Here is a 15,942-nt window from a genome sequence, read left to right on the forward strand (position 1 = left end):
TCACTGTTTAAGACAAAGAGTTCCTGACATTGAATGCCTGTAATGCCTTCAATAATGAGCTTAAGTAAATAATAACAGCGAGAATCATTGAGATCACTCAACATGAATTTAAAGACAAGATCATTTTTAAAATCAGTAATTCTATTTCTTGGTTTGATTTTTGTTTCCATAGTTTCTCCCTCCATTATTTATATAGACAACAAAAATCATTTTTTCTTTAAAAAAATCATAACCACGCCTAAAAGACGTGGTATGTACTCGCCCTAGAAGGGCACGTTGTTGCCAAAGTCTTCACTTACTGAAGCCTGACAGCTGCAACGCCTTTACTGGCTAGCCCTCAAAGGGCTTTTATTTTCTGCCTTTTTTCACCGGCTCACCCGTAAACGGGTCTATAAATTCCTTCATACTCATTTGATCATATAGCTTGTCTTCCTGCAATTGGGTTTGAATATATTCCCTTATCACTTTTTCATTTTTTCCTACTGTATCACAAAAGTATCCTTTCGCCCAAAAATGTCTACTCCCGTATTTATATTTTAAGTTTGCATGTCTATCGAATATCATCAATGTTGATCTCGATTTCAAATATCCCATTATATCTGCTACTGCATATTTTGGTGGTATCTCTAACAACATGTGTATATGATCTGAACATGCTTCTCCTTCTATTATTCTTACATCCGGTTTCCTATTCAACAGTATCTTTATTATCTCTACTATATCTTTTCTCAATCTGTTGTAAATTATCATTCTTCTATACTTTGGCACCAATACTATGTGATATTTACATCTATACGATGTGTGTGCTAAACTATTTGTGTCTTTCATAGACTACCTCCTTGATTTCTGTTTCTAGCTGCCAGGCTATTTTCAGTTTATCACTGGAGGTTTTTTTGCTCAACGCTAAAGCTATATGGTTACCACGCGCATAGCACGTGGTATTAGTTTTATAATAAAAAAACGAAATAATTTTCTTATTTCGTTAACATCTTTTTAGCCGCTTGATACATTTTTTCATAATTTACAGTTTCACAAGTTCTACAATATCCTATTTGTAAATCCATATTTTCAGAAATATCAGATAATTTCTTTTGTGAAAACATTCTTAGAAGTTCTTCTTTTCTTACATAAGCAAGTTCCTCAGACATCATATGATTGACAAAACATACAAATTCATCTTGATCAACACGCCCTAATATATCTATATTCTTAAAATTCATGGAAATGAAATCACTCATTTCTTTTACTAATTCATCTCCTCGATGACTTCCTTCTTGTTTATACACTTCTTCTAAACCCTTTAGCTTAAATACAAACAAAATTTTTTGACCCGTTTTATTCTCATCTAATTTTTCATCAATAAGCCATTTAGCAGTATCAAATTTATATATCTTTGTTAAATCATCAATTTGTTGATTATTCATTAAAGATTCTCGTAATTTCTTTAATTCTTTCAATCTTAAATAATTACTTGCTGCATTTTTAACTCTTTGTAAAACTACTTCTTCATAAATCGGCTTTTGAATACAATCATAGATACCATAATCAAAAGCTTGTATTAAATCTTTAGGATTATCACTTGCTGTTAAAGCAACAATAGGAACTTGCGACAATCTTTTATTCTTTTTTATTTGTCTAATCAAATCCATTGTCCCTGGCGTAATTAAATCAATCAACATAACATCAAATTGATAATCTACATCTTCAATTATTTTTTTAGCGTCAGCTATATTTTTTGATAATGTGATTTGAAAATCATTTTCCAATAACTTTTGTAATAAAATCATATAAATCGTAGCATCTTCTACTAAGAATAATTTCATATTCATCACATTCCTCTCGCTTTTATTATATATCAAAAAAAAGATTTTTATAAAATAATTTTAATTAGTTTACATATAATAAAACGGTGGTATATATGAAAAAAAGAAAAATACTTTTTATTGTTTTCCTTATTCTATCCATTGGTTTATTAATGGTTTATAGTTCTTCACATATTTGGGCACAATATAAAGAAAATGACAGTCTTTATTTCTTTAAAAGACAAGCTATTTTTGTGATGATTGGTCTTATTTTATTATTTTTCTTTTCTAAAATAGATTATCACCTTTATCAAAGACATAGTTTAAAAATCATTATTTTTTCAACAATTCTTTTAATTCTTGTTTTAGTTCCTGGTATTGGTATTGTCAGAGGTGGTTCAAGAAGTTGGTTTAATTTAGGACTTTTTGCCCTGCAACCTTCTGAAATCTATAAAATTGCGCTTATTATTTATGTCAGTGATTATATTAGTCGTCATTATCATCAAATGAAGAAACTACGTTATTGTTTAAAGCCTTTAATTATTACAGGAATTGGTTTTTTTCTTATTATGTTACAGCCTGATTTTGGAAGTGGCTTTGTTATGTGTTGTAGTATTCTTTTAATGATTATTATTACGCCTTTTCCTTTTCGTTATATTTTCTTTTTAGGTTTATCAGGAGTAATGATGATTGTTTTAATGATTATTTCAGCACCTTATCGAATGAAAAGAATTTTCGCTTTTTTAGATCCTTTTCAAGATCCATTAGGATCAGGGTTTCAAATGATTCAATCACTCTATGCTATTGGTCCTGGAGGCATTTTAGGAAGTGGTTTTGATCAAAGTATTCAAAAACATTTTTATTTACCAGAGCCACAAACAGATTTTATTTTTGCTATTTATTTAGAAGAATTTGGTTTTATAGGAGGGGTTTTATTAATTCTTTTATATGCTTATTTATTTATTACTTGTTTCAATTATGCAAAAAAAGCAAACGATCTCTTTGGAAGTTTTTTAATGATCGGTATGACTTCCATGATTGGAATACAAACTATCATTAATTTAGGTGTTGTTGTTGGTTTATTTCCTGTAACAGGTGTAACTTTACCTTTAATGTCTTATGGAGGAACTTCTTTACTGATCACTTTGATTGAAATTGGTATTATGTATAATATTATCAAATCTATTTAAATATGTTATGATTTTGAAGAATGGATGTGATAATATGACAGTTAAACTTTATGACAAAGATGCTTATCAAACAGTTTTTGAAGCTCAAGTCATAACATGTACAAAAAGAGAAAATGATTATGATATTATTTTAGACCAAACTTTATTTTTTCCTGAAGAAGGTGGACAGACTTGTGACCGTGGTACTTTAAATGATGTAGAAGTTATTGATGTACAAATCATTAATCAAGAAATTCATCATTATACAAAAGTTCCTCTTTCAGGGGTTGTTAAAGGAAAGATTGATTTTAATTATCGTTATAACAACATGCAAAATCATAGTGGTGAACATGTTTTATCAGGACTTGTGAAAAGTATGTTTGGTTTTGATAACAGTGGATTTCATTTGAGTGATCATGAAATTACTACTGATTATAATGGCTTTTTAAATGAACAACAGCTCCAAATGTTAGAAGATAAAGCCAATGAAGTGATTTTAGATAACAAAGTCATTCATTGTTTCTATCCAGATGATGCCAATCTTTATGATTATCGAAGTAAAAAAGAAATTAATGAAGCAATTCGTTTGGTAGAAATTGAAGATATTGATTGCTGTGCTTGTTGTGCCCCTCATGTGCGTTCAACAAGTGAAATTGGCATGATTAAAATATTAAAAGCTATGAAACATAAAAATGGAATTCGTCTTTATTTTGTATGTGGACATCGTGCTTTTGTAGATTATCAAAACAAACATGTACAAGCAATAAATATTTCTCAAAAACTCTCATTACCACCTGATGACCTTGTAAAAGGTATCAATCAGCTTTTAAATGATAACAATCAATTAAAGCAAGAACTTTCAAACTTAAAAAAACAAATGATTGATCAACAAGTTCAATCATTATCATTACAAGATCATTATTTAATTTTCACAAAGGATTTAGATCGTTCTTTACAACAATATTATCTTAATCAATTATTTACTTTATGTTCTAATTATGTAGGTATTTTTGTAGGTGAAAATGAAAATTATCGTTTTATGATTGCTAGTAATCATGATTCTAGAGATCTTTTAAATAAATTAAAAGATCATTTTGAAATCAAAGGTGGCGGTAAAGCAAATATGGTTCAAGGACAAATTAAAGGTGATCAAAAAGCAATACAAGATATTTTAGAGAATAACTAAGGTTATTCTTTTTTATTGTAACCGCTTTCTTATATAAAGAAATCATTGTATAATATAATTATATAAGAAAGGGGAATGTCTATGAATTTATATCACTCAAATAATATTGGAAATGTAGCTGTTTTAGGACATCTTGGTTCAGGAAAAACAAGCGTTATTGAAGCAATGGCTAAACGCGCAGGGATATCTCAACAAATAGGAACTATTAGTCAAGGAACAACTATTTCCGACTATGACGTTGAAGAAATCAAACGTCAATCTTCAATTAATTTATCTCTTATTCCTTTAGAATGGGATCATTGTAAAATTAATTTATTAGATACTCCTGGTAATTTTGATTATGTAGGAGAAGTTGAAGCGGCTTTACATGTAGCAGAATCAGCTGTTATTGTTGTTCCTTCTTATAAGGATATTAGTATTGGAACAAAACAAGCCATGTTTAAAGCAAAAGATAAAGCTAAAATTATTTATATTAATGGCTTAGATAATCCAGATGCCGATTATAAAGAAAAACTAAATCAACTTAAAAAGGCTTATGGTAAAGGAATTGCTCCTATTCAAGTACCAATTATGGATCATGATAAGATGATTGGTTATATTAACGTAGCTAAAATGGAAGGACGTATTTTTAAAGGAGAACATACAGAACCTTTCCCTATTCCAGATAATATGATGGATGAAGTCATGCCTGTTAAAGAAATGATTGATGAAGCTGTTGCTAATACAAATGATGATTTATTAGAAAAATTTTTGAATGAAGAACCATTTACTAAAGAAGAAATTTCTTGGGCTTTACGTCAAGGAGTTATGAATCAAACATTGATTCCTGTTTTATGTGGAACAAGTAATATTGGTATTCAAATTTTATTAAATTCAATGGTTGCTTTCTTCCCTGCTGCAGGAGATACATGTAACTCTATTATTGTAGAAAATATTGATACTCATGAAGAAGATATCATTGGTTTTAATGAAAGTCTTCCACCTTCATTATTCATTTTTAAAACAATTGTTGATCCTTTTGTAGGAAGAGAATCACTTTTTAAAGTATGTACAGGACATATTCAAACAGGAATGTCTTTATTAAATGTCAATAAAAATGAAGTTGAAAAAGTAAATAAACTTTACATAAAAAGAGGAAAAGAACTCATTGAAGTGAATGAATTGTGTGCTGGAGATATTGGTTGTATGACAAAACTTGCACATTCTTCAACAAATGATACTTTATGTACATTAGATTATCGTATGAAATATCAACCTATTCATTTTTCTAAACCTTATTATGGTAAAGCTATTCAACCTGTTGGTAAAGCAAATGAAGAAAAGATTACTAGTGGTATTACAAGATTATTAGAAGAAGATCAAACTTTAAGATTCGAAAATAATCATGAAACAAAGCAACAATGTATTTATGGTATTGGAGATATTCATTTAGAAAGTGTTGTTGCTAAATTAAAATCTAAGTTTAAAATTGATGTTAAATTAAGTGATATGAAAGTTTCTTATCGTGAAACAATTCGTAAAAGTTATACTCAACGTACAAAGTTTAAAAAACAATCTGGTGGTCATGGTCAATATGGTGAAGTAGAAATTCTTTTTGAACCAACAAAAGATTATAGTCAATCTTATACATTTAAAGAAAAAGTATTTGGTGGAGCTGTCCCAAAAGCTTATTTCCCTGCTGTTGAAAAAGGATTAATCGAAAGTGTTAAAGAAGGAGTTATTGGTCATTATCCTGTTTTAGGTATACAAGCTACTTTATTAGATGGTTCTTATCATAGTGTAGATTCAAGTGAACAAGCTTTTAAAACAGCAACTATGATGTGTTTTAAAGAAGCAATGAAACATCTTGATCCATGTTTATTAGAACCTTATGTTATTTTAAATATCTATATTGATGAAGAATATTTAGGTGATTTGATGTCACATGTTAATAAAAAACGTGGTAAAGTACTTGAAACAGATAGTTTAGATGATAGTTTAATTAAACTTGTATGTCGTATTCCTCAAGTAGAAATATTAGAATTTGCAATTGATTTACGTTCTATTACTCAAGGTCAAGGATTGTATGATTATCATTTTGATGGTTATGAAATCGTTAATGATGATTTAGTAGAAAGATTGTTAAAAAAGTAAAACTAGATAAAGGTATTTAAGAAGTCCATTATGGACTTCTTTTTTTTGGACTATTTGTCCATTGAAAGAAGAAAAAAGGAAAGATAGAATAATAATAGAAATGAAACAAATATGAGACAAACTGTTTTAAAACATATGATACAATAAAATCAAGAAAACTCCTTACATTAATATAAAAAACAAAAATCAAATCCTAACTATAAAACACACATGTAAGGAGGAAACAAATGAATAAAGAAAGAAATGCCAGTGACAGTGCCTGTAAAAAAATACTAAGAAACAATGAATGTTTTGCAGATCTATGTAATGTTGTCTACTTTCAAGGGAAACAAGTTATCAAACCTGAAAATCTCTTTTCACAGGAAAATGATCTATCAACTTTGATAGGAAAAGAAATACCATTTTTTGAAGCTAAAAGATATCGAGATATCGTTAGAAAAGCAAATATCAATGGTACTTATATGATCATAGGAGTAGAACATCAAAGCAGTGTAGATAAAGAAATGATTTATCGTATACTCAACTATGATGCATTGCTTTATAAAAATCAAGTTGAAAGCAAAAAAGAAGTTCAACCAGTAGGAACCTTTGTATTTTATACAGGTGACAAAGAATGGACATATCCAGATTCTTTAAAAGGAACGTTGAAAAATATTCCACCAGAGATGGAAAAGTATATCAATGATTGGAGATTTCCGGTATTGGATATTAAAAAGATAGATTTTACAAAACTTAGGAATCAACATTTAAGAGATATTGTAGAAATCTCACAAGGTATGTATCAAGGAAGTTATGAAGGATTAAGAGTAAACCGTATGGTTAAAACAGAAAGTATCAAGATAGCAGCCATCTTTACGCACACAGACATTAAAGAAGAAGACTTACCAGAAGGAGATGAAATCAACATGTGTAAGGCAATGGATCAATTATTTCAAAGAATGAGAAACGAGGGAGAAAGTATTGGAATTGAAAAAGGTAAACTAAATACCTTAAAAGAATTGCTTAAAATTAAATTTGGGTACTTATCGAGTAATTTAGAAGAACAACTTACAAAAGCATCCCTCGATAAATTAGAAGTACTAACTGTTAATATATTTAATATTAATAGTGAAGAAGATGTTTTAAAAATTATTCATTAAAAAAAGAGAGTATGTTTTTATACTCTCTTATTTTTCATTTACATATTGTTTAAAGATTCTTCCTCTTTCTTCATAACCCTTAAATTCATCAAATGAACTTGTCGATGGAGAAAGTAAGATGATATCTCCTGGTTCACTTATTTCAAATGCTTTATTAACAGCATCTTTTAAAGTTTCTTCATAATAAGCATCTTGATGATACATATCTTCTTTAAAACGTTTTCCTGCAGCTCCAAAAGTTACAAGTTTTTTAATATGTGAATTATAAGTAGACATTTCTTGTAAGTCTAATCCTTTATCAAAACCACCCATTAATAAAATAACTGGTTGTTTAAAAGCTTTTAATGCAATAATACTTGCATCTGTATTTGTTGCTTTTGAATCATTATAAACCTTTACACCATTATATTCTCTGACAAATTCAATACGATGTTCAACTCCATTAAAATGAGAAACAACATCCTTAATAACTTTTGATTCTACACCTGCTACTTTACAAATAGCAGTTGCAATCATAATATTTTGTACATTATGATCTCCAACAATTTTAATATCTGTTAAATCAAGAACATGTTCTCCTTTAAAACAAATTGCTTCATCAATAATTTGACAATCAGCTTCTTTATTTAAAGATTGAGTTAAACATTTACAATGAACTGGAAATCTTTTTACATATTCTTGTAAAGTTTCATCATCGATATTATTTACAAAAACTTCTTGATCTTTACAATTTTCATAAATACGCATTTTAGAAGCATAATATTCATCTAAAGATGCCATATAATCTAAATGATCTGGTGTTAAATTAATAACAGTTGAAATTTCTGGTTTGAATTTTTCAATATCTAATAATTGGAAATTAGACATTTCAATCACAATATAATGATTTTCTTCTTCTAATAAATTATTTTCTAAAACAACATCACACAAAGGTTTTCCAATATTACCAGCAAAATGTACATTTTTGTATTGTGCTTTTAATATTTCATAAATCAATGTAACTGTTGTTGTCTTACCATTTGTCCCTGTAACAGCAATATAATGTTGCTTTTTAGCAACTTGATAAGCTAACTCAATTTCTGTATAAACAGGAATACCTCTTTCCTTTAATCTTAAAATAAAAGGTTTATGATAATTAATTCCTGGATTTTTAACAACAAAATCAAAATTTCTTTCAAAAAGCTCATCAGGATGTCCACCAGCAACAATTTCAATACCTGCATCCAAGTATTCTTGATATCCTTCAATCTTTTCTAATTCTTTTCCTTCATTGATTGTAATTGTTGCATTTAATTTTTGTAATAACTTAACTGCTGCCTTACCACTTCTAGCAAGACCAATCACTAAAACCTTTTTCCCTGTTAACATTTTACATAACTCCTATCACAATAGCGATAATACCACAAATAAATCCAATAAACCAAAATGAAATCGTTACTTGTTGTTCAGACCAACCTAACATTTCAAAATGATGATGAATTGGTGCCATTTTAAAGACACGTTTTCCTCTTGTTTTAAAAGAAACAACTTGAATAATTACTGATAAAGTTTCCATTAAGAATACGCCACCAACAACAATTAACAATAATTCTTGTTTTGTTAGGATCGCTAAAATAGCTAAAAATCCACCAAGTCCAAGAGAACCAACATCTCCCATAAAAATACGTGCAGGATGATAGTTAAAATACATAAATCCAAGTAATGCTCCAACCATTGCTGTAGCATAACTTGCAATTGTATAATCTTTGATCATAATAGCGTAAATGATAAATGGTGCAATTGCAACCATTGAAAGTCCTGTCGCAAGTCCATCTAAACCATCAGATAAGTTAACACCATTACTTTCACCAGTAAACATAATAAATACTAAAACAGCATAGAACCAACCAAAATCAATATTCACTTTGACAATTGGAATAGTTACTTCTGTTGTAAAACCTGGTACAAAATTTTCTAAATACAAATAACATCCAACTGCTAAAATTGCTTGCATCAAGAATTTTTGCCATGCTTTTAATCCTTCATTTTGATGTTTTAAAATAATTAAAGCATCATCAATAAATCCAATTAAACTATACCCAACTAAAACAATTGTAATTAAAATTAAATTAGGATTTGTTATATTTTTATAATTAACAACAAATGCCGCAATTACTGCCGCTAAAACAAAAACGACACCACCCATTGTAGGTGTACCACCTTTTTTCTTATGTGATTCTAATCCCTCTTCTCTTTCTACTTGACCAAACTTCATTTTATGTAGAAATGGGATGACTTTAGGCATTGCAAGTAAAACTAATAATAGTCCAATCCCAAATGCCAACATTAATTTTATAAAGTTTTCCATAAACTTCATTCCCCTTCACTCTTTATTTCTTTTACACTATACCACACTTTTTTATCTCCATCAAATTTCTAAAAAAAACGCACTCTTTTTTCTTATAAAGACATATTAGATTTATTAATAAAGAGAAAATAAAAATACGCTTTCGCGTATTTTTATTATTGAATTGTTCCAATTTCAAGTGATTTAATTTTTTCAGCAATCATTTCCATTGCTGCATCTTCATCTTCACCTTCAACAACAATTTCAACTTTTGCCTTATGAGGAATTCCTAGAGACAAAACACCCATTAAAGACTTCATATTTACTGATTTTTCATTATAATTGAGCGTCACATGACTTTTATAAAGTTTGACTGCATCCACTAATTCAGTAGCTGGAGAAGCATAAAGACCTACAGGATTTGTAATTTCAATATTCACTTTTTTTGCCATAATAATCTCCCCTTTTCTATATGTTTATTATAGCACGTTTTTGTTGATTTGACTTACCTTTTTTCAATAATCACAACATATGGCGAATTGTTTTTATTCATCATCTCAAACTTTGCTACATTATATAATTTATGATCTAAAGTATGAAAATATGCATCCAAATTTTCACTTTCTTTACCTTGATCATGACCTATATAAACAACCACATATAAGTTTCCACCTTGAACTAAACAATTTAAAGCTTTTTTAATTGTTTTTAAAGTCGTTTCATAATGCGTAACGCATTCATGATTACCCCCTGGTAAGTAACCTAAATTAAAAATTCCTACTTCAAAATTTTGAACATCTTCATCAAAATATTCATGACTTTTTAAAAACAAAGTAACATTTTGTTTTTCTTTTATTAACTCCTTTGTATGATTTAAAGCTAATGCTTGAATATCATAGCTATAAACATGTTGACAATACTCACTTAAAAACAATGTATCGTGACCATTTCCCATCGTAAAATCAATTCCATTTTGATATTTATGTTCTTTAATTCTTTGATGTACAAATTCAATCATTGATTCCATTTTATTTACCTCTTTTTCCATAAAATTCTTGAGGACAATCTACTCTAAATTCATATTTTTTCTTATTAACTGGATGCACAAAACCAAATGCATGTGCATGTAATCCTAATCTTCTAAGAGGATTCGTTGTTGCTCCATATTTTTTATCACCAACAATTGGATGGTGAATATTGGATAATTGAACTCTGATTTGATTTTTTCTACCTGTATCTAACTGTATTTCTAATAAAGTTTGATTATTCATTTCTTTGATTACTTTATAATGTGTAATTGCTAGTTTTCCTTTTTCCTTATGAGTTACATAAACTTGTTGACTCTTACTTTCTGCTAAATAATTTTTTAATGTTCCGTTTTTTAAGCCTTTACCTTCTACTAAAGCCATGTATCCTCTTAAATAAACAATTTTATTCCAATCTTTTTGTAATAAATCTCTTATTTTTTCATTCTTACAAAACATTAAAACACCCGAAGTTTCACGATCTAAACGATGAACAATAAAAACTTTTTGTTTTCTATCTTGTTTTTTTAAATATTCACTTACATAATGATAAGCTGTTTTTTCTTTTTCTTTTCCATCTGACATACTTAATAATCCTGATGGTTTATTGATGACAACAAATTCTTGATCTTCATAAAGAATTTCTAATGAAGAAGTATTTTCTTTTTTGATTTCTACTTGATCATTTTCATGTAATAAATAATCAAATTGGCTTATTTGTTGGTTGTTTACATAAACTTGTTTATATTTTAATAAGTTTTTCGCATTTTTACGATTATAAGATAATAATAGATAATCCATTAATAACATTTCTTTTTTTACTTTCATTTTTCTCTCCTAAAAAAATGCAAAGAAATCTTTGCATTTTACATTCTAATAATATTTTGTGAATTTAATAAAATAAGGACTGACTCTAAAATATAAACAAGACAAGCTACCCACCAAGGTACAAAGGAAATAACAGCTAATAAAACAACAATCAGACTGACTACAATTCCAATAAATGTATTTCCAATATTAATACTTTTTTGTTTTCTAGCATTTTTTAATAAATCAATAATTGTATCAAAATTAGAATCAGTTAACATAATATCACTATTACGTTGAACTTTATCATTATGAACACCACCACGAGAAATCGCAACAGAAGCTTTTTGTAATAAAGCAATATCTTTATCACAATCTCCAATATAAGCTACTGGACCCGCAACAAGTGCTTTATCCATTACTTCTAATTTTTGTTCAACTGTATAATTGTTATAAATTGTATATTCATCATTTTCCAAATCAACAGGACCATCATTAAAAATAATCAATGATTTATGTAATCCTTTAATTTTTTCAAAAAGATCCATTTCTTCTTCAGTTGTTTCAATACCATCAAAACGATCATAAATAATCGTTACACATGTATTTAAATCATCTAAACCACTATTTTCTTTAATCGCTATCTTTTTAGAGAAAGCTTTAGCAACACCAGCTAATAGTGTAAAAGATGCTCCTTGAACATAAGCAAAACTTCCAGAAACAGTTAACATAATGATTCCTAAATACATATATTTTAAATTATCTGTTAAATTCATCAATGGTAAAACAATACAACAGAATAATCCTACAATAATTAAAGCTTTTGAATAAACATCTGAAATTTTAAAAATCAATTTTTCTGTACGTGATGAAGACATTGGTGCATTTGTTGCAATATCAACAACTTTTGACATTGCTGAATCTTCATATAAAGCAGTTGTTTTAACATGCAAATAACCTTCAGTAACAACTGTTCCACTATAAACTTCATTTCCAATTTTTGATTTTACACATACATCACTACCATCAATGGCATAGATATCTAATTTAGCACTTCCTTTAACAATTTTTCCACCTAAAGGAACAGTTTCTCCTTCATTTACAACAACGACATCTCCAATATCAAAATCAACTAAAGGAATCATTTCTTCTTTTTTACGACGTAATCTTCTTCCTAAATTTTGATGAGCAACTAAATCATCAATTTTTGACATTGACCATTGTGTTACTTGCATAATTAATTGTTTACCTGCTTGATACATAATTGAAACAACAATTGTTTCAATAAAAGCGCCATAGATCCATCCCATTAAACAAGCAAAAATAAAAATATTATTTTCTGATAAATAATTTTTTAATTGTAAATCTCTTTTAGCTTCAATAAGTACCTTTTCATTACAAACTAATAAAGCAAGCATCCAACCTACATAAGTTAGAAAAGAAGTATCTCCAAAAGTAACTAATCCAAGAGCTACACCTACACATAACAAGGCAATTCGAACATACTTTTGAATATATTTTTCATTAAATAAATCTTGTGATTTAAATGGTTTTCTCCATTGTTCTACTTGTATTGAAGGATTAACATTTTCAACAATACGTGAAAGACGAGGTAATGCTTTTGCTGAAGTTGTTAATGTTAAAAGTTTATTATGAAAATCTAATTGAACATTTTCATAGACACTATATTTAGAAAGAATGTTTTTAATTTCTTGTGCTTCTTCTTCACTTTCTAAGTTTGTAAACATGAAGATTTTTTCTACCTTTGTTTGATTAGAAACATACTCTCTTTTTTTTCGATTGACCATTTCTTGAAGTACATAGTCCATCTTTGATTCATTTAAATAGTTTTGGATATTATCTGGGCGTGCACAATTAAATGAAATAGAATCTTTATTTATTTTAATATGTGACACTTCTTGCATACTATTTAACTTTAAAGATAGGGCATTGATATCATCACTACTTACATGATCAATATAATATACACGTTCCATATTCTTTACTCCTTTTTTATGTCTTTTATTCTAACATAATTCTTTTAAAATTCAAAATTTACTCCTTCCCTCATTTGTCTTTTTATGTTTAATAATTATGAAATTATGCTGAAATTCTTTTTCTGTACAAGATAAAGTAAATTCATCTCCATATACTTTATAATACAGTTGTTCGTTGATTTCTCCTTTAATGACACAATCATAAATCGCTCCCTTTTCAAATAAAACATTTTCTTCTTTTCCAATAATAATGTTCATTGATTGAATACATCTACATAAACATCTTTTTCCAGAATTTGCGATAATGACCACCCCATTTCATTTTTATTTTACAACAGCTTTTTACTTATGACAAACGTCCTCTTTTTTTGATGTAAAAAAGAACTAAAAGTTTTACTTTTAGTTCTTAGAAAATTCTAATAATTCTAAACCTTTATTCTTATCTTGAGCCCATCTTACTCCCCAATCATTTGTGAATAATAACAACGGTTGCCCTTTTAAGTCTTGTACTTTTCTCGTATCAGAAGAAAGATTTAATGATTTTAAATCAGTACCTTCTTTGACCCATCTTACATATTGATAAGGTAATGGTGATTTATGAATTTCAACATTATATTCACTCTTTAAACGATGTTCTAATACTTCAAATTGTAAAACACCAACAACCCCAACAATAATTTCTTCCATACCTCCACCTAACTCAGTAAAGATTTGGATAGCCCCTTCTTTAGCAATTTGTTCAACACCTTTAACAAATTGTTTTCTTTTCATTGTATCTTTATTTCTAATCATTGCAAAATGTTCAGGAGCGAATGTTGGAATTCCTTCAAAAGCAAAATGCTTTTTGCCTGTTGTAATAGTATCTCCAATAGAGAAAATACCTGGATCAAAAACACCAATAACATCCCCAGCATAAGCTTCATTTACTTCACTACGTTCATCTGCCATTAATTGTTTTGATTGATTTAATTTAATTTTCTTCTTCCCTTGATAATGATAAACTTCCATTCCTTTTTCAAATTTACCAGAACAAATTCTAAAGAATGCCATTCTATCACGATGTCTAGCATTCATATTTGCTTGAATTTTGAAAACAAATGCTGAGAAATTTTCTTGATAAGGATCAATCACTTCACCATCAGCCATTCTAGGAGTTGGTGGTGTTGTCATATTTAAGAAATGTTTTAAAAATGGTTCAATTCCAAAGTTTGTAAGTGCTGATCCAAAACATACAGGTGATAACTTACCAGCACGAACAGCTTCTAAACTAAATTCATTTCCTGCCATATCTAATAATTCAATATCTTCTTGTAATTTATCATAAAGCTCATCTTCAACATACTCTTTTAATTTTGGATCATCCGCTTTTAAAATTTCTGTTTCAACTTCTTTTTTTCCACCATCTACAGGAATAAAACGAATCACTTCTTTATCATTTCTTTCATAAACCCCTGCAAAACGTTTTCCAGAACCAATTGGCCAGTTAACAGGACATGTTTCAATTCCCAATTCTTGTTCAATTTCTTCCATTAATTCATAAGGATCTCTTGCTTCTCTATCCATTTTATTAATAAAAGTAAAAATTGGAATATGTCTCATTGTACATACTCTAAATAACTTACGTGTTTGATCTTCGACCCCTTTACTTGCATCAATGACCATGACTGCACAATCCGCTGCCATTAAAGTACGATATGTATCTTCCGAGAAATCTTGATGCCCTGGAGTATCTAGAATATTAATACAATATCCTTGATAATTAAATTGTAATACTGAAGAGGTAACTGAAATTCCTCTTTGTTTTTCAATTTCCATCCAGTCACTTGTCGCATGTTTACTATTTTTCTTTCCTTTAACCGTTCCTGCTTGTTGGATAGCTCCTCCATATAATAAGAACTTTTCTGTTAAAGTCGTTTTACCAGCATCCGGATGGGAAATAATGGCAAATGTTCTTCTTTTTTCTATTTGTTGTCTTAAATCTTCCATTGCATCCTCCCATAATCTATATTTATTTTTTAATCTTTTATTTCAACAGTACAATTATTACCACAAAATGAAAAGAATTGCTACTGTTATTTAAAAAAAGGAATATCACTCACAATATTCCTCTTTGTTTACCCATTTAATTCTGACATCTTTTCCATGATGTGCAAGTCCTATATAAATCACTTTTCCTTTTAATTCATAATCATATTTATTTTCTTTGATTTGATGGATAGCTTCATTCGCTAACTTTTCAAGTTTTTCTTCAATATTCTTTTTAGTTTCTTTTAGATATTTAAATTCTAAAACAAACGATGTTTTCTTTTCATCTTTTGCTTTTAAGATTAGATCATCTCTGCCTTTTCCTACTTCTCT

Annotated in this window: 15 protein-coding genes; 4 read left to right on the forward strand and 11 right to left on the reverse strand. The window is 28.5% G+C overall.

Going from position 1 to position 15,942, the window contains the following annotated elements; genetic code table 11:
* Positions 1-348: 348 nt before the first annotated feature.
* Positions 349-828 (reverse strand): IS200/IS605 family transposase, encoded by a 480-nt coding sequence (gene tnpA, locus ACLVEP_RS09545; protein ID WP_412584449.1) that lies wholly within the window; start codon positions 826-828, stop codon positions 349-351.
* Positions 829-974: 146 nt separating this feature from the next.
* Positions 975-1,829, reverse strand: coding sequence for a response regulator (locus ACLVEP_RS09550; protein WP_412584450.1), 855 nt, complete (start codon positions 1,827-1,829; stop codon positions 975-977).
* Positions 1,830-1,918: 89 nt separating this feature from the next.
* Between ACLVEP_RS09550 and ftsW the strand changes: the two genes are divergently transcribed.
* The 4 genes from ftsW to ACLVEP_RS09570 all read left to right on the forward strand — a co-directional run bounded on the left by ftsW (position 1,919) and on the right by ACLVEP_RS09570 (position 7,429).
* Positions 1,919-2,992, forward strand: coding sequence for a putative lipid II flippase FtsW (gene ftsW / locus ACLVEP_RS09555; protein ID WP_412584451.1), 1,074 nt, complete (start codon positions 1,919-1,921; stop codon positions 2,990-2,992).
* Positions 2,993-3,026: 34 nt separating this feature from the next.
* Positions 3,027-4,157, forward strand: a complete 1,131-nt coding sequence (locus ACLVEP_RS09560; RefSeq protein ID WP_412584453.1) for an alanyl-tRNA editing protein — start codon at positions 3,027-3,029, stop codon at positions 4,155-4,157.
* An 81-nt stretch (positions 4,158-4,238) separates the two neighbouring features.
* On the forward strand, positions 4,239-6,290 hold the full coding sequence (locus ACLVEP_RS09565; protein WP_412584454.1) for an elongation factor G: 2,052 nt from the start codon (positions 4,239-4,241) through the stop codon (positions 6,288-6,290).
* Between the two features lie 227 nt (positions 6,291-6,517).
* The gene (locus ACLVEP_RS09570; protein ID WP_412584455.1) at positions 6,518-7,429 is read left to right on the forward strand and encodes an Rpn family recombination-promoting nuclease/putative transposase; all 912 of its coding nucleotides are present in this window, start codon (positions 6,518-6,520) and stop codon (positions 7,427-7,429) included.
* 27 nt (positions 7,430-7,456) lie between these two features.
* Here ACLVEP_RS09570 and murD read toward each other — a convergent pair whose 3' ends face one another.
* The 9 genes from murD to ACLVEP_RS09615 form a co-directional block, all read right to left on the reverse strand.
* Positions 7,457-8,797, reverse strand: a complete 1,341-nt coding sequence (murD, locus tag ACLVEP_RS09575) for a UDP-N-acetylmuramoyl-L-alanine--D-glutamate ligase (protein WP_412584457.1) — start codon at positions 8,795-8,797, stop codon at positions 7,457-7,459.
* A gap of 1 nt (position 8,798) precedes the next feature.
* Positions 8,799-9,776, reverse strand: a complete 978-nt coding sequence (gene mraY, locus ACLVEP_RS09580) for a phospho-N-acetylmuramoyl-pentapeptide-transferase (protein WP_032089521.1) — start codon at positions 9,774-9,776, stop codon at positions 8,799-8,801.
* A gap of 155 nt (positions 9,777-9,931) precedes the next feature.
* Positions 9,932-10,207 (reverse strand): HPr family phosphocarrier protein, encoded by a 276-nt coding sequence (locus ACLVEP_RS09585; RefSeq protein ID WP_412584458.1) that lies wholly within the window; start codon positions 10,205-10,207, stop codon positions 9,932-9,934.
* 53 nt (positions 10,208-10,260) lie between these two features.
* Positions 10,261-10,782 carry a class I SAM-dependent methyltransferase gene (locus ACLVEP_RS09590; protein WP_320096951.1) on the reverse strand — a complete coding sequence of 174 codons (522 nt, stop codon included), beginning with the start codon at positions 10,780-10,782 and terminating at the stop codon, positions 10,261-10,263.
* A 1-nt stretch (position 10,783) separates the two neighbouring features.
* Complete coding sequence (locus ACLVEP_RS09595; RefSeq protein WP_412584460.1) at positions 10,784-11,608, reverse strand: RluA family pseudouridine synthase; 825 nt, start codon at positions 11,606-11,608, stop codon at positions 10,784-10,786.
* A gap of 38 nt (positions 11,609-11,646) precedes the next feature.
* Positions 11,647-13,584 carry a hypothetical protein gene (locus ACLVEP_RS09600; protein ID WP_412584462.1) on the reverse strand — a complete coding sequence of 646 codons (1,938 nt, stop codon included), beginning with the start codon at positions 13,582-13,584 and terminating at the stop codon, positions 11,647-11,649.
* 51 nt (positions 13,585-13,635) lie between these two features.
* Positions 13,636-13,842 carry a hypothetical protein gene (locus ACLVEP_RS09605; RefSeq protein WP_412584463.1) on the reverse strand — a complete coding sequence of 69 codons (207 nt, stop codon included), beginning with the start codon at positions 13,840-13,842 and terminating at the stop codon, positions 13,636-13,638.
* A gap of 141 nt (positions 13,843-13,983) precedes the next feature.
* On the reverse strand, positions 13,984-15,570 hold the full coding sequence (locus tag ACLVEP_RS09610) for a peptide chain release factor 3 (RefSeq protein ID WP_412584465.1): 1,587 nt from the start codon (positions 15,568-15,570) through the stop codon (positions 13,984-13,986).
* A 105-nt stretch (positions 15,571-15,675) separates the two neighbouring features.
* Positions 15,676-15,942 (reverse strand): PD-(D/E)XK nuclease domain-containing protein (locus ACLVEP_RS09615; protein ID WP_412584466.1); only part of this gene is annotated, 267 nt, incomplete at its 5' end.

The sequence above is a fragment of the Faecalibacillus sp. genome (assembly GCF_047023275.1).
Classification (GTDB): Bacteria; Bacillota_I; Bacilli_A; order Erysipelotrichales; family Coprobacillaceae; genus Faecalibacillus.